The organism is Mycobacterium sp. DHQP2018-32-09, assembly GCF_058148405.1.
In genome coordinates this window covers 64360-88187 of the sequence record NZ_JBYVYK010000017.1, presented here as the reverse complement: position 1 = coordinate 88187, position 23828 = coordinate 64360, and the positions used below count along the sequence as shown (strand labels likewise).

General features: G+C 70.3%; 24 protein-coding genes. 9 read left to right on the top strand and 15 right to left on the bottom strand.

Annotation, left to right across the window (positions count from 1 at the left end; translation table 11 throughout):
* Window positions 1-37 precede the first annotated feature (37 nt).
* Together rpmI and infC are read right to left on the bottom strand one after the other, a co-directional pair.
* A complete protein-coding gene (gene rpmI / locus AC30CM_RS10845; RefSeq protein ID WP_490116863.1) occupies window positions 38-232 on the bottom strand; it encodes a 50S ribosomal protein L35 in 195 nt (64 codons plus the stop codon).
* 25 nt (window positions 233-257) lie between these two features.
* Window positions 258-866 (bottom strand): translation initiation factor IF-3, encoded by a 609-nt coding sequence (gene infC, locus AC30CM_RS10840; RefSeq protein ID WP_490116880.1) that lies wholly within the window; start codon window positions 864-866, stop codon window positions 258-260.
* A 273-nt stretch (window positions 867-1139) separates the two neighbouring features.
* Here infC and AC30CM_RS10835 point away from each other — a divergent pair, with 273 nt between their 5' ends.
* The gene (locus AC30CM_RS10835) at window positions 1140-1499 is read left to right on the top strand and encodes a DUF1844 domain-containing protein (RefSeq protein WP_490116862.1); all 360 of its coding nucleotides are present in this window, start codon (window positions 1140-1142) and stop codon (window positions 1497-1499) included.
* Here AC30CM_RS10835 and AC30CM_RS10830 read toward each other — a convergent pair.
* On the bottom strand, window positions 1496-2644 hold the full coding sequence (locus tag AC30CM_RS10830; protein WP_490116861.1) for a M24 family metallopeptidase: 1149 nt from the start codon (window positions 2642-2644) through the stop codon (window positions 1496-1498). The two genes, AC30CM_RS10835 and AC30CM_RS10830, sit on opposite strands and share 4 nt — an antisense overlap.
* A gap of 54 nt (window positions 2645-2698) precedes the next feature.
* Between AC30CM_RS10830 and AC30CM_RS10825 the strand changes: the two genes are divergently transcribed.
* A complete protein-coding gene (locus tag AC30CM_RS10825) occupies window positions 2699-3661 on the top strand; it encodes a 5'-3' exonuclease (RefSeq protein WP_490116860.1) in 963 nt (320 codons plus the stop codon).
* A 12-nt stretch (window positions 3662-3673) separates the two neighbouring features.
* Here the strand turns inward: AC30CM_RS10825 and AC30CM_RS10820 are convergent, their stop codons facing one another.
* From AC30CM_RS10820 to pafA, 7 genes are all read right to left on the bottom strand, one after another.
* The gene (locus tag AC30CM_RS10820) at window positions 3674-4498 is read right to left on the bottom strand and encodes a DUF4333 domain-containing protein (protein WP_490116859.1); all 825 of its coding nucleotides are present in this window, start codon (window positions 4496-4498) and stop codon (window positions 3674-3676) included.
* 59 nt (window positions 4499-4557) lie between these two features.
* Window positions 4558-7377, bottom strand: coding sequence for a DEAD/DEAH box helicase (locus tag AC30CM_RS10815; RefSeq protein WP_490116858.1), 2820 nt, complete (start codon window positions 7375-7377; stop codon window positions 4558-4560).
* Window positions 7361-8311: a twin-arginine translocase subunit TatC gene (gene tatC, locus AC30CM_RS10810; protein WP_490116857.1), complete on the bottom strand. Its 951-nt coding sequence runs from the start codon at window positions 8309-8311 to the stop codon at window positions 7361-7363. Before tatC ends, AC30CM_RS10815 begins: the two co-directional genes overlap by 17 nt.
* A 62-nt stretch (window positions 8312-8373) precedes the next feature.
* Complete coding sequence (gene tatA / locus AC30CM_RS10805) at window positions 8374-8631, bottom strand: Sec-independent protein translocase subunit TatA (protein ID WP_490116879.1); 258 nt, start codon at window positions 8629-8631, stop codon at window positions 8374-8376.
* Between the two features lie 30 nt (window positions 8632-8661).
* Window positions 8662-9645 (bottom strand): helix-turn-helix transcriptional regulator, encoded by a 984-nt coding sequence (locus tag AC30CM_RS10800; RefSeq protein ID WP_490116856.1) that lies wholly within the window; start codon window positions 9643-9645, stop codon window positions 8662-8664.
* Window positions 9638-10651 (bottom strand): helix-turn-helix transcriptional regulator, encoded by a 1014-nt coding sequence (locus AC30CM_RS10795; protein WP_490116855.1) that lies wholly within the window; start codon window positions 10649-10651, stop codon window positions 9638-9640. The genes AC30CM_RS10800 and AC30CM_RS10795 overlap by 8 nt, the downstream gene beginning before the upstream one ends.
* Before the next feature lie 66 nt (window positions 10652-10717).
* A complete protein-coding gene (gene pafA / locus AC30CM_RS10790; RefSeq protein WP_490116854.1) occupies window positions 10718-12076 on the bottom strand; it encodes a Pup--protein ligase in 1359 nt (452 codons plus the stop codon).
* A gap of 109 nt (window positions 12077-12185) precedes the next feature.
* Between pafA and AC30CM_RS10785 the strand changes: the two genes are divergently transcribed.
* Window positions 12186-13067 (top strand): formylglycine-generating enzyme family protein, encoded by an 882-nt coding sequence (locus tag AC30CM_RS10785; protein ID WP_490116853.1) that lies wholly within the window; start codon window positions 12186-12188, stop codon window positions 13065-13067.
* Here AC30CM_RS10785 and prcA read toward each other — a convergent pair.
* From prcA to dop, 4 genes are all read right to left on the bottom strand, one after another.
* The gene (prcA, locus tag AC30CM_RS10780) at window positions 13064-13822 is read right to left on the bottom strand and encodes a proteasome subunit alpha (protein WP_490116852.1); all 759 of its coding nucleotides are present in this window, start codon (window positions 13820-13822) and stop codon (window positions 13064-13066) included. The genes AC30CM_RS10785 and prcA overlap by 4 nt on opposite strands.
* Window positions 13819-14736: a proteasome subunit beta gene (gene prcB / locus AC30CM_RS10775; RefSeq protein ID WP_490116851.1), complete on the bottom strand. Its 918-nt coding sequence runs from the start codon at window positions 14734-14736 to the stop codon at window positions 13819-13821. The genes prcA and prcB overlap by 4 nt, the downstream gene beginning before the upstream one ends.
* A complete protein-coding gene (locus tag AC30CM_RS10770; RefSeq protein WP_490116850.1) occupies window positions 14733-14927 on the bottom strand; it encodes a ubiquitin-like protein Pup in 195 nt (64 codons plus the stop codon). The genes prcB and AC30CM_RS10770 overlap by 4 nt, the downstream gene beginning before the upstream one ends.
* Window positions 14928-15024: 97 nt before the next feature.
* Entirely contained in the window at window positions 15025-16533 is a 1509-nt protein-coding gene (dop, locus tag AC30CM_RS10765; protein WP_490116849.1) for a depupylase/deamidase Dop, read from the bottom strand.
* 64 nt (window positions 16534-16597) lie between these two features.
* Between dop and AC30CM_RS10760 the strand changes: the two genes are divergently transcribed.
* The 4 genes from AC30CM_RS10760 (at window position 16598) to AC30CM_RS10745 (ending at window position 20637) form a co-directional block, all read left to right on the top strand.
* Window positions 16598-17839, top strand: a complete 1242-nt coding sequence (locus AC30CM_RS10760) for a metal-dependent hydrolase family protein (RefSeq protein WP_490116848.1) — start codon at window positions 16598-16600, stop codon at window positions 17837-17839.
* Window positions 17836-19014, top strand: a complete 1179-nt coding sequence (locus AC30CM_RS10755; protein ID WP_490116847.1) for a hypothetical protein — start codon at window positions 17836-17838, stop codon at window positions 19012-19014. The genes AC30CM_RS10760 and AC30CM_RS10755 overlap by 4 nt, the downstream gene beginning before the upstream one ends.
* A gap of 97 nt (window positions 19015-19111) precedes the next feature.
* Window positions 19112-19747: a porin MspA gene (mspA, locus tag AC30CM_RS10750; protein ID WP_490116846.1), complete on the top strand. Its 636-nt coding sequence runs from the start codon at window positions 19112-19114 to the stop codon at window positions 19745-19747.
* Between the two features lie 200 nt (window positions 19748-19947).
* Complete coding sequence (locus tag AC30CM_RS10745) at window positions 19948-20637, top strand: response regulator transcription factor (RefSeq protein WP_490116845.1); 690 nt, start codon at window positions 19948-19950, stop codon at window positions 20635-20637.
* Here the strand turns inward: AC30CM_RS10745 and AC30CM_RS10740 are convergent.
* Window positions 20619-22001 (bottom strand): sensor histidine kinase, encoded by a 1383-nt coding sequence (locus AC30CM_RS10740; RefSeq protein WP_490116844.1) that lies wholly within the window; start codon window positions 21999-22001, stop codon window positions 20619-20621. The two genes, AC30CM_RS10745 and AC30CM_RS10740, sit on opposite strands and share 19 nt — an antisense overlap.
* A gap of 8 nt (window positions 22002-22009) precedes the next feature.
* Here AC30CM_RS10740 and AC30CM_RS10735 point away from each other — a divergent pair, with 8 nt between their 5' ends.
* Together AC30CM_RS10735 and AC30CM_RS10730 are read left to right on the top strand one after the other, a co-directional pair.
* Complete coding sequence (locus tag AC30CM_RS10735) at window positions 22010-23182, top strand: hypothetical protein (protein WP_490116843.1); 1173 nt, start codon at window positions 22010-22012, stop codon at window positions 23180-23182.
* 9 nt (window positions 23183-23191) lie between these two features.
* Complete coding sequence (locus AC30CM_RS10730) at window positions 23192-23797, top strand: hypothetical protein (protein WP_490116842.1); 606 nt, start codon at window positions 23192-23194, stop codon at window positions 23795-23797.
* Window positions 23798-23828: the final 31 nt, after the last annotated feature.

Sequence of the window (23828 nt, the reverse complement as noted above, 5' to 3'; positions counted from 1 at the left end):
CAGTGGCCGCAGACGGCCGGAAGTCGAAGCCGGCCAGTTAGCCGTTCAGCATCCTGCTGATGCGGGGAGCGTCGTTGGCCGCCACGGTGGTGCGGCCGCTGATGCGGCGCGTGCGCTTGCTCGCCTTGTGCTCGAGCAGGTGGCGCTTGTTGGCCTTCTCGCGCACGATCTTGCCGGTGCCGGTCTTCCGGAACCGCTTCGAAGCGCCGCTGTGGGTCTTGGCCTTGGGCATGTCGTCCTCTAGTTCTGCTGGTTGATCAGGTCGTCGGTGGTTGCTGCTGCGCGTCGGCCGGGGCGCTCGCTCGCTGCGCGGCCGGAGCGTCGGCATCGTGCGCCGCCTTGGCGCGAGTCTTCGCGCCGCGATGCGGGGCCAGCACCATCGTCATGTTGCGGCCGTCCTGCTTCGCGGACGTCTCGATGAAGCCGTACTCGGCCACGTCGGCGCCCAGGCGTTGCAGGAGTCGGAAACCCAGTTCGGGCCGCGACTGCTCGCGGCCACGGAACATGATCGTCACCTTGACCTTGGACCCGGCCTCCAGGAAGCGGATGACGTGACCCTTCTTGGTCTCGTAATCGTGCGGGTCGATCTTGGGACGGAGCTTCTGTTCCTTGACGACGGTCTGCTGCTGGTTCTTGCGAGACTCACGCGCCTTCTGGGCCGTCTCGTACTTGAACTTGCCGTAGTCCATGATCTTGCACACCGGCGGCTTGGCGTCGGGTGCGACTTCGACGAGATCGAGATCGGCGTCCGCGGCGACGCGGAGAGCATCTTCGATGCGCACGATGCCTACCTGCTCACCACCTGGTCCGATCAGGCGAACTTCAGGTACGCGAATGCGCTCGTTGATGCGTGTCTCAGTGCTGATGGGGCCTCCTATGTAGTCCTCGAGGAGTACCCACAACGTCGGCTCCCCCATCACATGGGGCGGGCCCTGCTGGATGGCAGGGCCCGAACGCCGACCGGTCGCGGCCGAAGCCGCCTGCACCACGTGCAGGAACGTCCATCCCGAAGGATGTCGGTGACCGGACCGTGAGGTCTCGTTCGGCATCGAGGTGACGCCGTGACCTACGGTGGGAGCGGGACTCCACTTGCTGTCCCGGTCGGAGCCGGGACGGTCGCGCGTGAAAGTCTAGCAGGCATGACCGATGATCCCGAACTCGCCGACCTGCCCACGCGCGAGCTGGCCGAGATCCCCGCCGTCGAGGTCATCTCGCGGGCCGCACTGATGCTGATGAGCGCCGCCGCCGAGAAGCTCGGGCTCGCGGCCGACGACCCCGAGGACAGCCCCCACCGCGACCTCGACGAGGCCCGCCGCCTGATCACCGCGCTCGCCGGGCTGATCAAGGCCTCCGCCGAATACCTCGGACCGCACGCCGGCCCCGTCCGCGACGGCCTGCGCGAGCTGCAGCTCGCCTTCCGCGACGCCAGCGCCTACCCCGACGAACCGGGGCAGGGCCCCGGCGAGAAGTTCACCGGCCCCGTCTGGCGGACCAGCTAGCGCGCCACTTCGTGGCCTGCGGTGGGCACCACGACCAGCTCGTGCGGCCGGTCGTTGACCGACACGGCACCCTCGGCGGTCACCACGACGATGTCCTCGATGCGCGCCCCCCACGAGCCCGGAAAGTAGATGCCTGGCTCCACGCTGAACGCCATGCCCGGCTGCAACGCAAGATCGTTGCCCGCCACGATGTAGGGCTCCTCGTGCACCGAGAGCCCGATGCCGTGTCCCGTGCGGTGCACGAACGCGTCGGCGAGACCTTCGGCGGCCAGCACGTTGCGCGCGGCCGCATCGATCTGCTCGGCGGTGACGCCGGGCCGCACCGCGGCGACCGCGGCGCGCTGCGCCCGCTGCAGCACCGCGTAGTCGCGGGCCACGTCGGCCGACGGCACGCCGATGCTGTAGGTGCGGGTGGAGTCCGAGTGGTATCCGGGTTCCCAGGGACCGCCGATGTCGACCACCACCACGTCGCCCTCGCACAACACCCGGTCCGAGCACTCGTGGTGCGGGTCGGCACCGTTGGGGCCGGAGCCCACGATGACGAACGCCGCCTCCGAATGCCCCTCCTCGACAATGGCATTGGCGATGTCGGCGGCGACCTCGGCCTCGGTGCGGCCCGGTGCGAGGAAGCCGGGAACCCGCGCGTGCACGCGGTCGATCGCCGCGCCCGCCCGACGCAGCGCGTCGATCTCCGCGGGATCCTTGATCATCCGCAGCGTGCGCAGCACGTCGGTGGCCAACACCGGCGTCACCCCCAGCACCTCGGCCAGCGGCAGCAGGTGCAGCGCAGGCATGGCGTCGGTCACCGCGAACGTGCCCGACGACGCACCGGCCAGCGCGTCGGCCACCATCCGGTACGGGTCCTGCCCGTCGACCCAATCCCGAACCGCCACGCCGAGATCGGGGACGGCCGACTCGCGCAGCGCCGCCAGTTCCATGCGGGGCACCACTACCGTCGGGGCGCCGGCGGCGGGAATGACGAGGGCGGTGAGCCTTTCGAACGTCTCCGCGCGCGAACCCACCAGATAGCGCAGGTCGTAGCCGGGCGTGATCACCAAACCCGTCAGCCCGGCCGCCGCCGCGGCCTCGGCCGCCGACCGCAGCCGGTTCGCATACACGTCACTGCCGAATCGAGGGCTGTCCATGGCAATAGGCTAGCGGGACAGGCCAGCGGGGCCGCCCACCCAGACGGAGGTTCGATGCCCGACCAAGACCGACCCGTGCTACTTCTCGACGGCGCGAGCATGTGGTTCCGCTCGTTCTTCGGCGTGCCCTCGTCGATCACCGCGCCGGACGGCACACCGGTCAACGCCGTTCGCGGCTTCCTCGACACCGTGGCCACCCTCGTCACCCGAGAGCGGCCGCGACGACTGGTGGTGTGCCTCGACCTGGATTGGCGACCACAGTGGCGCGTCGACGCCATCCCCTCCTACAAGGCCCACCGCGTCGAGACCGAGCGCGGCCCGGACGCCCCCGACGTCGAGGAGGTTCCCGACGACCTGACCCCGCAGGTCGACGTGATCATGGCGCTGCTGGACGCGTACGGCATCGCCACCGCGGGGGCGCCCGGCTACGAGGCCGACGACGTGCTGGGCACGCTGGCCACCCAGGAGCGCACCGATCCGGTGGTGGTGGTCAGCGGAGACCGGGATCTGCTGCAGCTCGTCGGCGACGAGCACGTGCCGGTGCGGGTGTTCTACATCGGGCGGGGGTTGTCCAAGGCGGTCCGCTACGGCCCGGCCGAGGTCGCCGAGACCTACGGTGTGCCCCTCCACCGCGCCGGGGCGGCCTACGCCGAACTGGCGTTGCTGCGCGGCGACCCCTCCGACGGGCTGCCCGGGGTGGCCGGCATCGGCGAGAAGACCGCGGCCACCCTGCTGGGCCAGTACGGTTCGCTGGCCGACATCGTCGCCGCGGCGCACGATCCGGCATCGAAACTGGCTGCCGCGCAACGCAAGAAGCTCCTGGCCGCGGCAGATTACGTGCGCCGGGCGGAGCCGGTGGTCCGCGTCGCACGCGACGCCCCGGTGACGCTGTCGACTGCGACCGACGAGCTGCCGCTGGCCGCGCGCGACCCCCGGCGGGTGGCCGAACTGGCCTCCCGGTACGGGGTCACGTCGTCGGTGGGCCGACTCCAGCAGGCCCTCGACGACCTGCCCTGAGACGGCGCAGCCCTACTTGGGCCTGCCCACCTCGTAGGTGCCGTCGTCGTCCTGGAACGTCACGGTGACCTGCCGCTTGGTGCCGTCGATGCTCACGTCGCACGTGAACGTGCTGCCCTTCTTCACCTCGGGATTGGCACCGTTGTTGCACGTGACGCCCGAAACGTTCTTGGCGCCATAACCGTTGGTCTCGTCACCGAGCACCTGGGCGACGCCCTGCTGGGCGGCGTTGACGTCGAGTTGCTTGGACACGAACCAGCCGGGCGCGAAGAAGCCCATGACCAGCACGGCGATCACGATGACGGCGACGACGCCGCCCACGATGCCCAGCACCAGCTTGGAGGAGCCCTTCGACGTCGACGGGCTCGCGCCCGGCGCCGCGTACTGCGGGTACTGCTGCTGGTCGGGCTGGCCGTACTGCTGGGTCGGTTGACCGTAGGCGCCGTACTGCGGCTGCTGGCCGTACTGCGGTTGGCCATACGGGGGCTGCCCGTACTGCGGTTGGCCGTAGGGGGGCTGCCCATATTGCGGTTGGCCGTACTGGGGCTGGCCGTACTGGGGCTGACCGTACTGCTGGGCGTAGGCGTCGGGCTGCGGCTGCTGATAGGCGGTGGGGCCGTAAGCCGTCGGCTGCTGATGCTGATCGGCTTGCTGGCCGTACTGCTCGGACTGGGCACCGTAGGCGGGCGGCTGCTGACCCCACGCGGGGGTCTCACCGGCGGGCTGGGCCTGCCCCTGGTCGGACGCGGGTTGCTGCCAGGCCGACTGGTCGCCCTGCGGCGACTGCTGACCCGACCACTGCTGTTGCGTCGGATCAGATCCCTGCGGTCCGCTCATCGTCTCTCCTCGGTGCTGGCTCGCCGGTTCCCACTCCACTCGGGTGCGTTGGCAACACACTACCCTGCGTCAACAGCCACGACGCCGCGCCGAATGTCGACGATGGCGCGTTTCGCGGCCGTCCGCAGGCTCGATTCCGGAGCGGCGTTGCGCACCTGGTCCAGCAGGTCCAGCACCTGCCGGCACCACCGGACGAAATCCCCCGCCGACAGCGGAGACCCGGTGCCGTAGACGTCGGATGCCTCCAGCGCCGACGAGAGGTCACCGGTGGTGGCCCAGCGGTGGATGGCGGCGACGAACCCGGCATCGGTCTCGCGGCTCGGCGCCAGCCGATGGCGCTGCTCGTCGGCCCGGATGGCGCCGCACGTCCGCCGGGTCTGGGCCAGCGCCTGACGCAGCGGGGCGCTCGCCCACTCCAGACTTGGTGCGCTGCCGGGCGTGTCGCCACGCGACTCGTAGAGCACCGAGGACAGCACCGCCGCCAACTCCGCCGGCTTCAGACCCGCCCAGGTGCCCTGGCGCAGGCATTCGGCGACCAGCAGGTCGCTCTCGCTGTAGATGCGGGCCAGCAGCCGGCCATCGTCGGTGACGCGCGGGTCGGTCACGCGCGGATCCTGGGTCCCGACTGGGGTCGCGTCGGGGGCGCCCCAGGCCTGCTCGATGAACCCCCGTTCGGCGAGCAGGGCGACGATGCGGTCGAACGTGCGCGCCAGCGAGTTGGTGGCCGACGCGACCTTGCGCTGCGTCTCGGCGTTGTCGCGCTCGATGCGCAGGTAGCGTTCGGCCACGCGCATCGCATCCTCGCGGTCCGCGGCGTGCTGCACCGGGTGGTCCCGCAATTCGGCGCGCAGCGCCACCAGTTCGGGATCGATGTCCGGTTCGGCGTCGGCCCCGCGCCGCGACCGACGCGACGGCAACTCGAGTTCGGCGGCGGCGGTGCGCAACGCCGACGCCAGGTCGCGGCGCACCTTGGGCTGACGGTGTTCGACGCGCCTGGGCAACGTCATCGTGCCCAGCTTGGCGGACGGACCCGTGTAGTCGGCTGCCGAAATCCTTCCCGCCCAACGTTCCTCGGTGAGCACGAGGGGACGGGGATCGTCGGGGTCGCCGGCGGGTTCCAACACCACGGCCACGCCGCTGCGCCTGCCGTGACCGATCGTGATGATGTCCCCGCGGCGCAGTGCCGCCAACGCATCGGAGGTGGCCTTGCGCCGCTGCACGCGTGACGCCCGCGACTGGGCGCGCTCGCGGGTGGAGATGGCCGCCCGCAGCCGGGCGTACTCCAGGACCAGCTCGGCGCGGTCGCCGAGTTCGGTCGCGATCTCGGCGAGCATGCGTTCGCCACGCTGCACGCCGCGCACCAGGCCGACGACCGAGCGGTCGGCCTGATACTGGGCGAACGACCGCTCCAGCAGGCTGCGCGCCTGCTGGGGTCCCATGTGCCCCAGCAGGTTGATGGTCATGTTGTACGACGGCGAGAAGGAACTCCGCAGCGGGAACGTGCGCGTCGAGGCCAGGCCCGCGACGTCGGCGGGGTCGACGCTGGCGTCGCCCGCCTGCCACAGCACCACGGCGTGACCCTCGACGTCGATGCCACGTCGCCCCGCGCGCCCCGTGAGCTGGGTGTACTCCCCCGGCGTCAGCGGGGCGTGCTGCTCCCCGTTGTACTTGACCAGCCGCTCCAGCACGACGGTACGGGCGGGCATGTTGATGCCCAGTGCCAGTGTCTCGGTAGCGAACACGGCCCGCACCAACCCGGCCGTGAACAGTTCCTCGACGGTGTGCCGGAACACCGGCAGCATGCCCGCATGGTGGGCGGCGATGCCGCGCAGCAGCCCCTCGCGCCATTCGTGGTAGCCCAGCACCACCAGGTCGGCCTCCGCGAGGTCGGCGCAGCGGCGGTCGACGATGGCGGCGATCCGGGTGCGCTCCTCGTCGGTGGTGAGGCGCAACGGCGAACGGAGACATTGCTTGACGGCGGCGTCGCATCCCGCGCGGGAGAAGACGAACGTGATGGCGGGCAGCAGTCCCTCGCGGTCCAGGATCCCGATGACGTCCGGACGCGCCGGTGGGCGGTAGAACCCGGGGCGGCCACCGCCGTCACGCCTGCCCCGGCCCCGCGGCGGCGGCCAATCGGTGAGCCGGTCGGCCTCGCGGCGCAACGCGATGTGACGCAACAACTCCGGGTCGACGCGCGGTTTGCCCGTCCCGTGCTGGCCACCGTCGAACAGGTCGAACAGCCGCTTGCCCACCATCATGTGCTGCCACAGCGGCACGGGACGGTGTTCGTCGACCACGACCGTAGTGTCGCCGCGGACCGTCTGGATCCAGCCGCCGAACTCCTCGGCGTTGCTGACCGTCGCCGACAGGCTGACCAGCCGCACGTCGTCGGGCAGGTGCAGGATGACCTCCTCCCACACCGCGCCGCGCATGCGGTCGGCCAGGAAGTGCACCTCGTCCATCACCACGTGCGACAGCCCGTACAGCGCCGCCGAGTTCGCGTACAGCATGTTGCGCAGCACCTCGGTGGTCATCACCACCACGTCCGCGTCACCGTTGACGGACTGGTCGCCGGTGAGCAGGCCGATGCGTTCGGCGCCGTAGCGGCGCACCAGGTCGGCGTGCTTCTGATTGCTCAAGGCCTTGATGGGCGTGGTGTAGAAACACTTTCGGCCCGCGGCCAGCGCGAGGTGCACGGCGAACTCGCCGACCACGGTCTTGCCCGCACCCGTCGGCGCGCAGACGAGCACGCCGTGCCCGTTCTCCAGCGCGCGGCACGCGGTGATCTGGAAGTCGTCGAGCGCGAAGGGCAGTTCCGCGACGAAACGACTCAGCTCGTCGGGCGCGGCGGGGGTGGCCGGGTCAGGTGGCTTGGTCATCGACCGTCAGCCGGGAGGGGGCGGGCACCTCGGTGGGCGCTTCGACGGGCGCGGGCGCACCGATGGGGGCGGCCTCGTCGTCGGGCACGTCCTCGAGCGCCGCCCGGCGGGCCCGCCGGCGGTCGTTGAAGCGGGCCACCTGGATGGCCAATTCCAGCAGCAGGCTCAGCGCGCACGCCAACGCGAGCATCGAGAACGGATCGGAGCCCGGCGTGGCGAACGCGGCGAACACGAACAACCCGAAGATGAGCCCGCGACGCCACGCCCGCAGACGCTCGTAGGTCAGCATGCCGACGAGGTTCAGCATGATGATGAGCAGCGGGAACTCGAAGCTGATGCCGAACACCAGCAGCAGGTTGATGAGGAAGCCGAAGTATTGGTCGCCCGACAGCGCGGTGATCTGCACGTCGCTGCCGACGGTCAGCAGGAACGCCAACGCTTGCGAGAGCACCACGTAGGCCAGCACGGCGCCCGTCACGAACAGCACCGCGCCGAACCCCACGAACACCGACGCGAACCGGCGTTCCTTCTTGTAGAGGCCGGGGGTGATGAACGCCCAGATCTGGTAGAGCCACACCGGGCAGGCGAGCACGACCCCCGCGGTGAGCGACACCTTCAACCGCAGCATGAACTGATCGAAGGGCGCCGTCGCGAGCAGGCGGCACGCGCCGTCGGGTGCGATGGTGGCACGCGCGGACGCGGGCAGCGAACAGTACGGTCCGCGCAGCCAGTCGCCCAGGCTGGGCGTGCCGAACATGCCGTGCGTGTACCAGAAGAAGCCGACGATGGTGGTGAGCACGACGGCCGCCGCCGAGATCAGCAGTCGATTGCGCAGTTCCGCGAGGTGGTCGACGAGCGACATCGTCCCGTCGGGGTTGACCCGGGCGCGACGGCGCCGCGGATCGAGTTTGAGGAGGATTCCGGGGAGGGCCACGGGATCGAGAGTGGACGCCAGTCAGCGACGCGACCGCGATGGTCGCGTCGATGGTGTTGGCGTCAGGCCGTGCGCTTGTCGGGAGACGCCTGCTCGGTGGCGGGCGTCGTGTCGACCCGCTCCGAGGCGATCGGCTTGGCAGGCGCGGGGGCGTCCGCCGAGTCCGACTTGCCGTCCGCCTGCATCTCCTTGATCTCGGACTTGAAGATGCGCATGGACTTACCGAGCGAGCGCGCGGCGTCGGGGAGTTTCTTGGCACCGAACAGCAGCACGAACACTGCAATCACGATCACCCAGTGCCAGGGTTGCAGACCACCCAATTCGGTCACCTCCAGTCGTCGCCGCCGAGTCTACCCGCCGATCTCGGCGGCACCGACCTCGTAGGCCGCCAGCGCGGCGACCGCAGCGTCCCGCACCCGGTCGACCAGCGACTGCGGTTCCAGCACCCGCACTCCCGCACCGAAACCGAGCACGAACCGCGCCATCCACGCCTCGGAGGCGTAGGTCATCGTGGCCTCGCACACCCCGTCGGCGAGTTCGCGCACCACCTGCAGCGGGTAGTAGTCGAACATCCATCCCGCCGACGGCTCGACCAGCAGCGTCGCCGCAGGCAACGACGGATCCCCGTCGAACAGCGACGTGTCCGGGCCGGCCTGCACCGCGGGTTCCGGCGGCGCGGACGGCTCGTCGAGCACCCGCGCGTCCACGATGCGGTCGAAACGGAACAACCGCACCCCTTCGGCCGACCGGCACCACGCCTCCAGGTAGCCGTGATCACCCACCAACACCACGCGGATCGGATCGACCGTGCGCGTGGTCAACGCGTCGTGGGACGCCGAGTAGTAGTCGATGGTCAGAGCCCTGCCGTCGCGGACGGCCGCGCGCACCGCGGCCACCGCCGCGCTCTCGGCAGGCGCGGGCTCGCGGGACGCGCTCGCCGCGTCCTCCGCGTCACCGGTGGCGGTGCCCGCGGCCGACTCGATCTTCGCGATCGCGCTACGTGCCGCGGCGGGGTCGACCATGCCCGGCACCTCCAGCAGGGCGCGCAGCGCCACCAGGATGCCGGTGGCCTCCGGTGACGTCAGCCGCAGCGGATGGTCCATGCCCGCCGAGAACGTCACCTCGATGGTGGTGCCGTCCATCTCGAAGTCGATCAGGTCGCCGGGGCCGTACCCGGGCAACCCGCACAGGAACAGCTGCTGCAGGTCGTCGCGCAACTGGGTGACGGTGACGCCCAGATCGAGCGCCGCCTCCTCGTAGGTGATCCGCGGATTGGCCTGGAAGTACGGCACCATGTTCAGCAGCCGGACCAGGCGCGTCGACACGCTACTCATGGGTCGCCCCCTCCGGGGTGCGGACGCCGGCCTGGGCCCGCAACCGCGCGATGACGTCGTCGCGCAGCGACGGCGGGTCCAGCACCACCGCATCGGCGCCGTAACCGGCGATCTCGCGCGCCAGCCGGTCGTGCATGCCGATGTCCACCGCGAGTTCGTCGCCCGTGCGGCCACCGAGGGTGCGGGTGGCCATCGCGGTCGCGGCGCGGCGCAACGCCGTGGCGCGCCCCTCCGCCACCCAGACGCGTGCCTGCGCCGTCGGGGGCCACTCGGCCACCGCGCGATGCACGATCTGGCGCAGGTCGACACCGTCCGGGCGACGTACGGCACGGCGCGGCCCGAAGGCCTCGACCTGCGAGCCGATGCGCGACAACCGGAACGTGCGCGTGTCGTCGCGGTCGCGGTCGTGACCCACCAGATACCAGCGACCGCGATAGGTGACGACGCCCCACGGTTCGACGGTGCGCGTCGTGAACGGGTCGGTGCGTTGCGAGCGATGCGGGAAGCGGACCGCCTGACCGGCGTCGATGGCGGCCAGCAGCGTGCCGAGCACCTCCTCGGATCCGCGCAGCCCCGGCATGGCGGCCGCGTTGCTGATCATCACGTCGTTGTCGGGCGCGTCGACGTCGACCCCCGCGGCGCGCAGCTTCAGCAACGCGCCCTGGGTGGCCGTGACCAGTTCGGGTGACTCCCACAGCTGCGTGGCGATCGCCACGGCGGCCGCCTCGTCGGCGGTGAGTTCGACCTGCGGCAGCGCGTAGGCCTTGCGGTTGATCCGGTACCCCTCGGTGGGGTCCATGGACGACGCGCGGCCGGTCTCCAGCGGGATGCCCAGGTCGCGCAGCTCGTTCTTGTCCCGCTCGAACATCCGGGCGAACGCGTCGTCACTGGGGCTGTCGCCGTAGCCGTAGACGGTGTTGCGGATGCGTTCTGCGGTGATGTAGCCGTGCGTGGACAGCAGCGCGATGACCAGGTTCATCAACCGTTCGACTTTGGAAACCGCCACGCTAGAACCTTAATGCCGAGCCGGGCCGCCATCTGCGCAGCGGGGTGCCGGCGCGCGGCGGGTCGACTACATGCTGGCGATGAGCCGCTTCACCCGCTCGTCGACCGACCGGAACGGGTCCTTGCACAGCACGGTGCGCTGGGCCTGGTCGTTGAGCTTGAGGTGCACCCAGTCGACCGTGAAGTCACGACCGGCGGCCTGCGCCGCGCTGATGAACTCGCCGCGCAGCTTGGCCCGCGTGGTCTGCGGGGGCTCGTTGACGGCGGCCTCGATCTCCTCGTCGGTGGTGACGCGTGCCGCCAGTCCCTTGCGCTGCAGCAGGTCGAACACGCCGCGCCCACGCTTGATGTCGTGGTAGGCCAGGTCCAGTTGGGCGATCTTCGGATCGGACAGCTCCATGTCGTATCGATCCTGGTAGCGCTGGAACAGCTTGCGCTTGATCACCCAGTCGATCTCGGTGTCGACCTTCGCGAAGTCCTGGCTCTCGACCGCGTCGAGCTGGCGCCCCCACAGGTCGACGACCTGGGCGATCTGCGGATCGGGTTCGCGGGTCTGCAGGTGCTCCACGGCGCGGCCGTGGTACTCACGCTGGATGTCGAGCGCGCTGGCCTGCCTGCCGCCCGCGAGCCGGACGGGGCGCCGGCCGGTGAGGTCGTGACTGACCTCGCGAATGGCGCGGATGGGGTTGTCCAGCGAGAAGTCCCGGAACGGTACGCCCGCCTCGATCATCTCCAGCACCAGCGCGGCGGTGCCCACCTTGAGCATCGTGGTGGTCTCGCACATGTTCGAGTCGCCGACGATGACGTGCAGGCGCCGGTACTTCTCGGCGTCGGCGTGCGGCTCGTCGCGGGTGTTGATGATGGGTCTGCTGCGGGTGGTGGCGCTGGAGACGCCCTCCCAGATGTGCTCGGCGCGCTGCGACAGGCAGAAGGTCGCGGCCTTCGGCGTTTGCAGCACCTTGCCCGCACCGCAGATCAACTGGCGCGTCACCAGGAACGGCAGCAGCACGTCGGAGATCCGCGAGAACTCGCCGGCCCGCACGATCAGGTAGTTCTCGTGGCAACCGTAGGAGTTGCCCGCCGAGTCGGTGTTGTTCTTGAACAGGTAGATGTCGCCGCCGATGCCCTCGTCGGCCAACCGCTGCTCGGCATCGATCAGCAGGTCCTCGAGGACGCGTTCGCCGGCACGGTCGTGCGTCACCAGCTGGGTGAGGCTGTCGCATTCGGCGGTGGCGTACTCCGGGTGGCTGCCCACGTCCAGGTACAGCCGGGCACCGTTGCGAAGGAACACGTTGGAACTGCGGCCCCACGACACCACCCGCCGGAACAGGTACCGCGCCACCTCGTCGGGCGAGAGTCGGCGGTGGCCGTGGAACGTGCACGTCACACCGAATTCGGTCTCAATGCCCATGATTCGCCGCTGCACGGAATCGAGCTTACGGGGTGCGGCACCACGGTGTATTCACACCCGCCGAGACGGTGCCGACCCGGCCGATGCCCCGCCGACCCGCCGGGACCTTGCATAGCCTGGTGGCATGCTCACCGAACTGGTCGACCTACCGGGTGGGACGTTCGCCATGGGGTCTCGGGACTTCTATCCCGAGGAATCCCCGGTGCACGAGGTGACCGTGGCCGGTTTCGCCATCGAACGTCACCCGGTGACCAACCGCCAGTACGGCGAATTCGTCGCGGCCACCGGTCACGTCACGGTGGCCGAACGCGCGCTGGATCCCGCCTCCTACCCGGGGGTGGCGGCCGCGGACCTGGCCCCCGGCGCGCTGGTGTTCCGGCCGACGAGTGGGCCGGTGGACCTACGCGACTGGCGACAGTGGTGGACCTGGGTGCCCGGCGCGTCGTGGCGGCACCCGTTCGGCCCCGGGTCGTCGATCGACGACCGCGGCGACCACCCGGTGGTGCAGGTGGCCTACCCCGACGCCGCCGCCTACGCAGCCTGGGCCGGGCGTCGACTGCCCACCGAGGCGCAATGGGAGTACGCGGCGCGGGCAGGCGCGACAAGCACCTACGCCTGGGGTGAGGACGTGGCGCCCGGCGGTCGGCTGCAGGCCAATACGTGGCAGGGCCACTTCCCGTACGACAACCGCGGCGCACTCGGCTGGCGGGGCACGTCACCGGTGGGCACGTTCCCTGCCAACGGGTTCGGCCTGGTCGACATGATCGGCAACACCTGGGAGTGGACGACGACGCCGTACGCGTCGCGACACCGCCCCGACGCCGCGTCGTCACCGTGCTGCCCGCCGCCGTCGCCGACCGGCGACCCGTCGCTGAACCAGACCCTCAAGGGTGGCTCACACCTGTGCGCACCCGAATACTGCCACCGCTACCGACCGGCGGCCCGCTCGTCGCAGTCGCAGGACAGCGCGACGACGCACATCGGGTTCCGCTGCGTGGCCGGCTAACTCTCGGCGGGAGTGTCCGCGGCGTCGTCGGCCGGCGCAGGCTGGGGCACCAGGGCCTCGAGGGCGGCGCCGGTGATGCGACGGAACGCCCGCCGGGGACGGTTGGCGTCGAGGATGGCCACCTCCAGCGTGGCCGGACCCAGCGTGCGGGGTTCTCCCCCGGTTCCCGACGCAGTGCCGGCACCCGCGCTCAACGCGTCGACGGCGACCTTGGTGGCCTCGGCCAGCGACGCGTTCTCGCGGTAGGACTCGTTGAGCGCGGTGATGATGGGTTCGGTGCTGCCACCCATCACCACGAAGTGCGGCTCGTCGGCGATCGACCCGTCGTACGTGATGCGGTACAGCTCAGGGGCTTTCGACTCACCGTAGTGCGCGACCTCGGCGACGCACAGCTCCACCTCGTAGGGCTTGGCCTGCTCGGTGAAGATGGTGCCCAGGGTCTGGGCGTACACGTTGGCCAGCTGGCGACCCGTGACGTCGCGCCGCGAGTACGCGTAACCCTGCGTGTCGGCGAACCGGATGCCGCCGCTGCGCAGGTTGTTGAACTCGTTGAAGCGACCGACGGCGGCGAAGCCCACCCGGTCGTACAGTTCGCTGACCTTCTGCAGAGATCGCGACGGGTTCTCGGCCACGAACAGCACGCCGTCGGCGTAGGCCAGTGCGATGACGCTGCGGCCGCGCGAGATGCCCTTGCGCGCAAGCTCGCTGCGCTCTCGCATCGCCTGTTCGGGCGAGATGAAATACGGAAAGCTCACGGCTCGACCTTCCCCGGCTCGTCGTCGGGGCCGAAGGTGTCGGCCCGCGAACGACTCTCGACGATCTCCCGCGCCAGCGCGGCGATGCGCTCCTGCGCGATCTCCTCCGCACCGTCGGCACCGATCGACACCGCGGTCGGGTAGATGCCGCGGACCAGGTCCGGGCCGCCGGTCGCCGAGTCGTCGTCGGCCGCGTCGTACAGCGCCTCGATGGCCACGCGCAGCGCCGATTCGGTGTCGGTGACCCGCGCGTACAGCTTCTTCATCGACGACTTGGCGAAGATCGAGCCGGACCCGACCGACTGGTAGCCCTCCTCCTCGACGTTCCAGCCACCGGCCGCGTCGAACGACACGATGCGGCCTGCGCCTTCGGGATTGGGGTCGTCGAGGTCGAACCCGACCAGCAGCGGCAGGGCGACGAAGCCCTGCAGCGCCGCACCGAGGTTGCCGCGCACCATCGTGGCCAGCCGGTTCACCTTGCCGGGGAACGTCAGTGGCACGCCCTCGAGCTTCTCGTAGTGCTCCAGCTCGACGGCGTAGAGGCGGGCGAACTCCACCGCGATGGCCGCGGTACCCGCGATCCCGGTGGCCGTGTAGTCGTCGGTGACGTACACCTTCTGCACGTCCCGGCTGGCGATCATGTTGCCCTGCGTGGCCCTGCGGTCGCCGGCCATCACCACGCCGCCCGGATACTTCAGCGCGACGATGGTGGTGCCGTGCGGGACGGCGTCAGTGGGCGCCGGACCCACCGGGCCCCCAGCACCCCCAGCACCCGGCAGCAGGTGCGGTGCCTGATGGCGCAGGAAGTCGGTGAACGACGACGGGTTGACCCCGGGGTGGGGAGTCGCCGACGGCGCCGCGAAGGCGCCGGATAGGGAGGGAAGGGCAGGCGAGACGTGGTTCTGCCAGGTCACTGGCCGCCCTTTTGCACGTAAGCGCGCACGAAGTCCTCGGCGTTCTCCTCGAGGACGTCGTCGATCTCGTCGAGCAGGTCGTCGGTGTCCTCGGTCAGCTTCTCGCGACGCTCCTGGCCGGCTGCCGCGTTACCGGTGACGTCGTCGTCGTCACCGCCGCCACCACCGCGCTTGGTCTGCTCCTGAGCCATCGCTGCCTCCTGCGTGTCATCGGGGGGCCGGGCACCGGCCCACCGGTTGTTCCACCCTACCGGTCGCGCGGGGATCGGACCGGGAGCGAGGGGGTTCTCACGTCGTGAGTCGATCCACCAATTCGGCGGCGCTGTCCACCGAATCGAGCAACTTCCCTACGTGCGCCTTGCTGCCGCGCAGCGGCTCCAGCGTCGGGATCCGGACCAGCGAATCGCCGCCCAGATCGAAGATCACCGAGTCCCAGCTGGCCGCGGCGATGTCCGCGCCGAAGCGGCGCAGGCACTCGCCACGGAAGTACGCGCGGGTGTCGGTGGGCGGATTGTCCACTGCGTCGAGCACCTGCTGCTCGGTGACCAGACGACGCATCGACCCGCGGGCCACCAGCCGGTTGTACAACCCCTTGTCGAGCCGTACGTCGGAGTACTGCAGATCCACCAGGTGCAGCCGCGGCGCCGACCATCCCAGGTTCTCGCGGCGTCGGAACCCCTCGAGCAACCGCAGCTTGGCGGGCCAGTCCAGGATCTCCGCGCACTCCATCGGGTCACGCTCGAGCAGGTCGAGCACCTCGGCCCACGTCTGGAGCACGTGCGAGGCACGCGGATCGGGGTCTCGTGCGTCGACCAGCTTGGCCACCCGGTCGAGGTAGATGCGTTGCAACGCAAGCGCGGTCAGCTCCCGGCCGTCGGCCAGCGCCACCGTGGCACGCAACGACGGGTCGCGGCTGATGACGTGCACCGCGTGCACCGGCCGGGCCAGCGTCAGGTCGGACAGGTCGATCCCGTGCGCGGGACCCTCCTCGATGAGGTCGAGCACCAGCGACGTCGTACCCACCTTCAGGTAGGTCGACGTCTCGGCCAGGTTCGCGTCGCCGATGATGACGTGCAGGCGGCGGTACTTGTCGGCGTCGGCGTGGGGCTCGTCGCGCGTGTTGATGATGCCGCGCTTGAGGGTGGTCTCCAGGCCCACCTCGACCTCGATGTAGTCGGCGCGCTGCGTCAACTGGAAGCCCGGCTCGTCGCCGGCGGGTCCGATGCCGACGCGGCCCGACCCCGTCACGACCTGTCGCGACACCAGGAATGGCGTGAGGCCGGCGATGACCGCGGAGAACGGCGTCTGCCGGCTCATCAGATAGTTCTCGTGGGTGCCGTACGAGGCGCCCTTGTTGTCGATGTTGTTCTTGTAGAGCTGGAGCTTGGCCGCCCCCGGCACGCTGGCGACGTGGCGCGCGGCGGCCTCCATCACGCGTTCCCCGGCCTTGTCCCAGATGACGGCGTCCATGGGGTCGGTGACCTCGGGAGCGGAGTACTCCGGATGCGCGTGGTCGACGTAGAGCCGAGCACCGTTGGTCAAGATCATGTTGGCGGCGCCGACCTCGTCGGCGTCGATGATCGGCGGCGGCCCCGAAGCCCGGCTCAGGTCGAACCCGCGGGCGTCGCGCAGCGGCGACTCCACCTCGTAGTCCCACCGGGTGCGCTTGGCGCGCTGGATACCCGTGGCGGCGGCATACGCGAGCACCGCCTGCGTGGAGGTGAGGATGGGATTCGCGGTGGGATCCGACGGCGAAGAGATGCCGTATTCGACCTCGGTTCCGATGATCCGCTGCATGACGCCAGCCTAAACAACGCGATTCTCCTTGCGGTGCGCGCGGTTGCTTGGTGCAGTAGTCGCGATGAACGCAACCTCGACCACGGTGTTCCACGACTGCACGCTGATCGACGGCACCGGCGCGGCGCCCGTGCCCGACGCCGTGGTCGTCGTCACCGGTGACCGCATCACCGCGGCCGGCCCCGCAGCACACGTCACGCAGCCCGCCGGGGCGGTGCGGGTCGGGCTCGGCGGGAACACCGTGTGCCCGGGGTTCTTCGACTGTCACGTGCACTTCGGCCTGCCGGGCACCGGCGGGCCGCCGCTGCAGAAGGTGCTGCGGCCCGCGTCCTACGGCTACTTCGAGCTGCTGGCGCGGCTGCGCGTGACGCTGCACAACGGCGTCACCAGTGCGCGGGACCTGATGGGCATCGACGCCGGGGTGCGCGACGCCGTCGCCGACGGGCTCGTCGAGGGACCGCGGCTGCTCGTGGCGATCGACATGTTGAGCAACACCTCCGGGCACGCCGACTTCCGGTTGCCGTCGGGGATCGATCTGACGCCGCTCGTCGGGGGCTCGATCGTCGACACCGTCGACGCCGCACGTACCCGCACCCGGCAGCTCGTCCGGGCGGGCGCCGACGTGATCAAGGTGGCGACGAGCGGTGGCGTGTCCTCACCCAACGACGACCCGGCGTGGCTCGGAATGCGGGCCGAGGCCGTCGCCGCGGTCGTCGAGGAAGCCCGCGACCACGGGGGCAGGACGGTCGCGGCGCACGCCATCGGGCGCGCGGGGATCCGGGCCGCCGTCGACGCCGGAGTGCACAGCGTCGAACACGGCTACGACCTCGACGACGAGCTGCGCGCCCAGATGGTGGCCCAGGGCACGTTCCTGGTTCCCACGCTGCTGGAGACCATGACGCCGGTCAGCGCCTCGCCGCAGGGCGCCGCCAAGAGCGCCAGGTGGCATGCCCTCGCGCATGACTCGGTGCGCGCGTCGGCGGAGGCGGGCGTACGGATCGCACTGGGCACCGACGCCGGCCTGAGCCCGGCCCACGGCACCAACCTGGCCGAGCTGGGTCTGCTGGTGCGGTTCGGCGGGCTGACGCCCATGGCGGCCATCGAGGCGGGCACGCTGCAGTCGGCCCGGCTGTGCGGGGTCGCCGACTCGCTGGGCTCGGTGGAGGTGGGCAAACTCGCCGATCTGGTGGTGGCGCGGGGCAACCCGCTGGCCGACCTCGATGCGCTCGGCGACGCGGCGAACGTGCTGCTGGTGGTCAAGGGCGGCGCCATCGTCAGCGACCGCGGTGGGTTCACCGCCTCGTGAGTGCGCCGGAACGGGCCGCGGGCACCGAGGACCGCATCGCCGCCGAACAGTGGTTCCTGCGTCACGGGCTGCCGTCGGTGCTGACGCCCCGCGCCCGGTGGCGTCGGCTGTGGTGGCGCAGCGCTCCCGCACTGGCGGCCTTGGCGGCCCTGTTCGTGGCGGCGCAGCTCATCGTGACGGCCTCCGGCGGTGACGACGTGGACATCGACGAGAACCCCACTCCCGCAGAGGTGCTCATCATCGTGGTGGTGCTGCTGTGCGTGCCCGTGGCACTGCTGGCGGCCTGGTGTGCGGCCCGGGTCACCAGCGTCGGCGGCCGGCGCACCATCGCGGTCGCCTCCGTCGCGGTGTGCGCGGTGTCGGACCTCTGGGTGGGCCAACTGCTGGACTTCGTCACCGAACTGGCCGGCACGGCGTTGGCGGTGGGCCTGGTGTTGGGGTTCAACGGCAGCGGTGTCGGTTCGGTACTCGGCTGGTCGATTCGCTTGACGCTGAACCACCTTCGCTCGCTGGGCGCGCTGTTCGCCAGGGCGCTACCGGTGCTGCTGCTCACCGTGCTGGTGTTCTTCAACGGCCCGGTGTGGTCGATGGCCACGACGATCGGCCGTGGGCGCATGTGGCTGCTGATCGCGTTCATGGTGGCCGTTGCGAGCACCTTCCTGATGACGGGCGTGCTGGATCGGGCCAAGCCGGTGCTGTCGACGACCGCGGTGCGCGACGCCGACGCCGAACTGCTCGCAGGCACGCCGTTCGCCACCATGGAAGATCCGAAACCCGGTGCGGTGCAGCCGCTTTCCATGGGTGAGCGGATCAACGTCATCTTCGTGGTCGGCGTGTCGCAGTTCGTGCAGATCGCCGTCGTCGCCGCCATGACGTCGGCGATCTTCCTGGTGATGGGGCTGCTCGCGCTCACCCCCGCGCTGCTGAAACGGCTGACGGTCGACGGCGAGTGGCAGGGCACGTGGCTGGGCATGACGCTGCCCATCCCCCAGGCGCTGATCCACGTGGCGATGTTCCTCGGCGCGTTGACCTTCATGTACGTCAGCGCCCGGTCGGTGGGTGACGGCGAGTATCGAAAGCAGTTCCTGGACCCGCTGATCGAGGAACTGCGCGCGGTACTGGTGGCCCGCAACCGGTATCGCGCCATCGTGCGGCCCGCTCGATCGGCCCGCTGACCGTCCTCAGCGCTCTCTCAGCATCCCTCTGAGATCGTCGGCCGTCCACGAAACGACGCCGGCCCGCCACGGGCCGGCGTGACTGCCGAGGGAGAAGATGAAGGCAATCAGTCGGGTGCTGGTCGCGCTGGTCGCGGCCATCGCGGCGTTGTTCGCGAGCATGGGCACCTCACACGCGGGCCTGGACAACGAGCTGAGCCTCGTTGACGGCAAGGACCGCACGCTCACCATTCAGCAGTGGGACACGTTCCTCAACGGTGTGTTTCCCCTCGACCGCAACCGTTTGACCCGGGAGTGGTTCCATTCGGGCAAGGCCAAGTACGTCGTCGCCGGGCCCGGCGCCGACGAGTTCGAGGGCACCTTGGAGTTGGGTTACCAGATCGGCTTCCCCTGGTCGCTGGGCGTGGGGATCAACTTCTCCTACACCACGCCGAACATCCTGATCGACGACGGCGACTTCACCGGCCCGCCGTTCGGCCTCGACTCGGTGATCACCCCGAACCTGTTCCCGGGTGTGTCGATCAGTGCGGATCTGGGCAACGGCCCGGGCATCCAGGAAGTGGCGACGTTCTCGGTGGACGTCTCCGGCGCCACCGGTGCGGTGGCGGTCTCCAACGCCCACGGCACGGTGACCGGCGCGGCCGGTGGCGTGTTGCTGCGTCCGTTCGCTCGCCTGATCTCCAGCACCGGCGACTCGGTCACCACCTACGGCGAACCCTGGAACATGAACTAGCCCTTGGGCCGACACCATCACGAAACCGTCGGCGCACCACGCCCGCTCCCCCGCATGCCCTTCGTTGACCTCCCTGGCATCCGGGCCACGAGCGGGCGGGGTGCGCCGACTCGTGCGTGCCGGCCCGGTTCGGGGCCCACCCCGACGCGAAGGACGAGATGAGCGCCGACGACGCCGCGGATGGCACAATCGAGCGTGCGATGAAGGTCCTAGTGGTCGAAGACGAGCCCCTGCTGGCGAACACGCTCGCCATCGGACTGCGCGCCGAGGGCTTCGTGGTGGTCGAGGCCACCAACGGCGTCGACGGCCTGTGGCAGGCCGTCGAACACGACTTCGACGTCATCGTCCTGGACATCATGCTCCCCGGGCTGTCCGGATACGAGGTGCTGCGCAAGATGCGCACCAAGGACGTCTGGACCCCCGTGCTGATGCTGACCGCCAAGGACGGCGAGTACGACCAGACCGACGCCTTCGATCTCGGCGCGGACGACTACCTCACCAAGCCGTTCTCGTTCATCGTGCTGGTGGCCAGGTTGCGCGCACTGGTCCGGCGCTCGGCCCCGCAGCGACCGGCGATCCTGACCGCGGGCACGCTCACCCTGGACCCGTCACGCCGCATGGTGCAGCGTGACGGAACCCAGATCTCGCTCACACCACGGGAATACGGGCTACTCGAGTTCCTGATGCGCAACAAGGACACCGTGGTCACCAAGACCGAGATCCTGCAGAACGTGTGGGACGCCCATTACGAGGGAGCCGACAACGTGGTCGAGGTCTACGTCGGTTACGTCCGGCGCAAGATCGACATCCCGTTCGGCACCAGCACCATCGAGACCATCCGCGGGGTCGGTTACCGCCTCGACTCCGGCCACTACGCCGACGGCAGCTGAACCTCGACCACGGTCCCCACGCCGTCGCGGTCGCCGATCGTCACCGAACCGCCGTGGGCCAGCACGATCTCGCGCACGATGGCCAGGCCCAGCCCGGTGCCCCCCGCACTGCGCGAGCGATCCGGGTCCAGCCGCACGAACCGGTCGAACACCCGCTCCCGCTGGTCGGCGGGAATGCCGGGCCCGTCGTCGAACACCGTCACCACGACGCGGCCCCCGCGCGGCGCGACGCGCACCTCGACGAGCGAGCCGGCGTGCCGGGCAGCGTTGTCCACCAGGTTGCGCAGCACCCGCGACACGGCCCCGGCGTCGCCGACGGCGCGCGCCGGCGCGATGTCCGCCCGCACCGCCAAACCGCTCGCCCGCCGGACGCGTTCGACCTCGGCCGCTGCCAGGTCGTCGACGTCGACGTCGTCGCGCGCCACCGTCATGCCGCGTTCGTCGGCTCGGGCGAGCAGCAACAGATCGTCGATCAGCGCCTTCATGCGCTGCGCCTCCGGGATGATGGTGCGGGCCGCGAGTTGGGCGTCGAACACCTCGGGGTGCGCCGCGGCGACCTCGAGGGCCGAGATGATGGTCGTCAGAGGACTTCTCAGTTCGTGGGAGGCGTCCCCCACGAACCGCTGCTGGGCGGCATGGCCGGCCTCGATGCGCGCGAGCATCTCGTTCATCGTGACGGCCAGCGCCGCGATCTCGTCCTTGCTCGCCGGTACCGGCACTCGCTCCGCCAGATCGGAGGTGGTGATCTCCGACACCCGGGAGCGGATGGCGTCGACCGAGCGCAGCGACCGCCGCACCAGCAGGTACGTGGCCGCGCCCGACACCCCGATCACGACGGGCGCGGCCAGCGCCAGTGCGATCACCACGGTGCGGACCGTCGATACGATGGTGGCGCTGCCCTCCCCGACGAGGATGGTGTACCGACCGTCGGGGCCGTCGAGAGTCTGGGCGCTGAACCGGATCTGACCGTAGGGCGACGCCCGCCCCGGCAGACCGATGCGCAGCCCGCCGCCGACGTCGGACAGGGGGATCAACGGGGTGTCCGGCGCCGACGTGGAGCGTCGCACCACCCTCCCCGCGGCGTCGACGACCTGCACGGCCACGATCCGCTCGTCGGTGTCGAACAGCGCGGCGTCGACGCCCGCGGGGCCGCCCCCACGCACGTCGTCGGCGATGGCGGCCACCCGCGACGCCGCGGCGCTGTCGACCCCGTCCAGCAGGGCCTGATATTGCACGGCGGCCAGTCCGGCGCCCGCGACGGCGAGTGCGACGAAGACGACGGTGGCGGCCACGAAGGCCGACCGGGCGGAAATGCCCCAGGTGGACGTGAGTGCTCTCGCCATGGCGGCACCAGTCCACCACAATGTCAGCCGTGCCGTCTGCCGTGTCGCCTGCCGTGTCCGAAGCCCAGCAGGTACACGACTGGTTCCTGCACCGCGGTCTGCCCCTGGTGTTGACGCGTCGGGTCCGGTCGCGCGATCTCGTGGCGCGGTCGGCTCCGATGGTGTCGGCGGTCGGCGCGCTGACCGCCGTGACCATGCTGCTCGCCGACGTCACCGGCGACCGGCCGGATTACGGATACGCCGCACGCCTCGGCGTCATCGGCGCGGTCCTGCTGGCCGCCCCCTTCCTGCTCCACCGATTGCACGGACTGGACACGTCGGCGGGCGAGCGGGGCAGGCGCAGCACGGCGCTGGTCGTGATGGCGACGTACGTGATCGTCATGCCCGTCACGGTGTCGGGGTGGTCGGCGGCCGCCGCGGCCGAGGTCCCGGTGTTCGTGCTCATCACCGTGGTCGCGATCTGGCTGACCTACCTCGGCTTCGGATCCATTGCGGCGTGGGCGTTCCGCTTCGCGTGGGTGCAGTTCGGCGCGCTCGGCACGTTGATGAGCCGGGCGCTGCCCGTCATGATGCTGACGGTCGTCGTCTTCTTCACCGGTGAGCTGTGGCAATTGGCGGCGCGGATGTCGAGGCAGCGGCTATGGCAGCTGATCGGATTCCTGGCGGTGGTCGCCCTGGTGTTCATGGTGACGACCATCCGCGACGAAGTGGCGGCCCTGCGTGCGGACCGGTCCCGCGAAGACCCGGCGCTGCTCACCGGGACCCCGTTGGCGGCGCGGGCGGCGCGGGTGGACGGCCCGCTGCCGCGTCCGCCCCTGTCGCGGGGCGAGAAGATCAACGTGGTCGCGGTCATGGTGGTGTCGCAGGCCATCCAGGTGGTGTTCTTCACCGCAGGCCTGTTCGCGTTCTTCCTGGCGCTCGGCATCGTCGCCGTCCCCGACGACGTGGCGGTGCTGTGGTCGGCCGAGCAGTCCTGCCAGGTGGGCGAACCTCCCTGCGCCGGAACGTGGTTCGGCGTGCACGTCCCGGTTCCCCAGACCGTGGTGCACATGTCGCTGTTCGTGGCGGTGCTCTCGGGCCTCTACTTCACCGTCAGCACCAGCGTCGACCCGCTCTATCGGCAGCGGTTCTTCGACCCGCTGGTGGCCGACGTCGCCGTCAGCCTCGCGGGTCGAGACGCCTACCTCGCCGGCGCGACCTAGGCTGACGTCATGACCGACGTCCACGGCAAGCGCTACGGCGAGGTACTGCTGGTCCGCATGGAGGACGGCCGCCCCGAAGCGACGGTGTACAACACCTTTCCGCTCAACGACTGTCCGGCGGCGGCGTGGCAGGCCTTGGACGCCCAGGCGATCGCGGCCGAACACGGTGCCGCCGCCGCCCTGCTCAACGGTCCGCGGTACTGGCTGATGAGCGGCATCGAGAAGGAGGGCGGTACCGCCGCCCAGCGGGTCACGTTCGGCGGCATCGAGATGCTGCGCCAGGCGACGGTGGCACTGTCGTCGATGAACCCCGGTCCCTACTCGCCGAACATGGTCGATCGCAAGGCCGTCTTCACGTTCGCCGCGGACCGCGAAGTCTACGAATTGGTCGATGCCGACGACCGCCGATGGATCATGCAGACGTTCAGCCAGACCGTCGACCTCACCTTGAGCTTCGACGACCTTCCGGGACTGGGCTCGCGGTTGCACCTGCCCGCGGGATGGCGTTTCGAGGTCTCGACGCCGTCGCAGCCGATCCGGGTCGACACCACCAACTCCGTCGCGACGGTGCTGCAGGACGACCTGGCCAACAGCTACTCGCTTCGCACCGACTGACGAGCTCGCCGACGACTCGGCCCCCGACCCG

What these genes read in the sequence shown, in the direction of transcription:
- AC30CM_RS10820 (WP_490116859.1), bottom strand. Translation starts at nt 4,498, where the DNA reads ATGAGCGGACCGCAGGGATCTGATCCGACGCAACAGCAGTGGTCGGGT.
- AC30CM_RS10825 (WP_490116860.1), top strand. Translation starts at nt 2,699, where the DNA reads ATGCCCGACCAAGACCGACCCGTGCTACTTCTCGACGGCGCGAGCATG.
- rpmI (WP_490116863.1), bottom strand. Translation starts at nt 232, where the DNA reads ATGCCCAAGGCCAAGACCCACAGCGGCGCTTCGAAGCGGTTCCGGAAG.
- mspA (WP_490116846.1), top strand. Translation starts at nt 19,112, where the DNA reads ATGAAGGCAATCAGTCGGGTGCTGGTCGCGCTGGTCGCGGCCATCGCG.
- AC30CM_RS10745 (WP_490116845.1), top strand. Translation starts at nt 19,948, where the DNA reads ATGAAGGTCCTAGTGGTCGAAGACGAGCCCCTGCTGGCGAACACGCTC.
- AC30CM_RS10760 (WP_490116848.1), top strand. Translation starts at nt 16,598, where the DNA reads ATGAACGCAACCTCGACCACGGTGTTCCACGACTGCACGCTGATCGAC.
- AC30CM_RS10770 (WP_490116850.1), bottom strand. Translation starts at nt 14,927, where the DNA reads ATGGCTCAGGAGCAGACCAAGCGCGGTGGTGGCGGCGGTGACGACGAC.
- AC30CM_RS10785 (WP_490116853.1), top strand. Translation starts at nt 12,186, where the DNA reads ATGCTCACCGAACTGGTCGACCTACCGGGTGGGACGTTCGCCATGGGG.
- AC30CM_RS10835 (WP_490116862.1), top strand. Translation starts at nt 1,140, where the DNA reads ATGACCGATGATCCCGAACTCGCCGACCTGCCCACGCGCGAGCTGGCC.
- AC30CM_RS10800 (WP_490116856.1), bottom strand. Translation starts at nt 9,645, where the DNA reads ATGAGTAGCGTGTCGACGCGCCTGGTCCGGCTGCTGAACATGGTGCCG.
- AC30CM_RS10815 (WP_490116858.1), bottom strand. Translation starts at nt 7,377, where the DNA reads ATGACCAAGCCACCTGACCCGGCCACCCCCGCCGCGCCCGACGAGCTG.
- AC30CM_RS10830 (WP_490116861.1), bottom strand. Translation starts at nt 2,644, where the DNA reads ATGGACAGCCCTCGATTCGGCAGTGACGTGTATGCGAACCGGCTGCGG.
- dop (WP_490116849.1), bottom strand. Translation starts at nt 16,533, where the DNA reads ATGCAGCGGATCATCGGAACCGAGGTCGAATACGGCATCTCTTCGCCG.
- AC30CM_RS10730 (WP_490116842.1), top strand. Translation starts at nt 23,192, where the DNA reads ATGACCGACGTCCACGGCAAGCGCTACGGCGAGGTACTGCTGGTCCGC.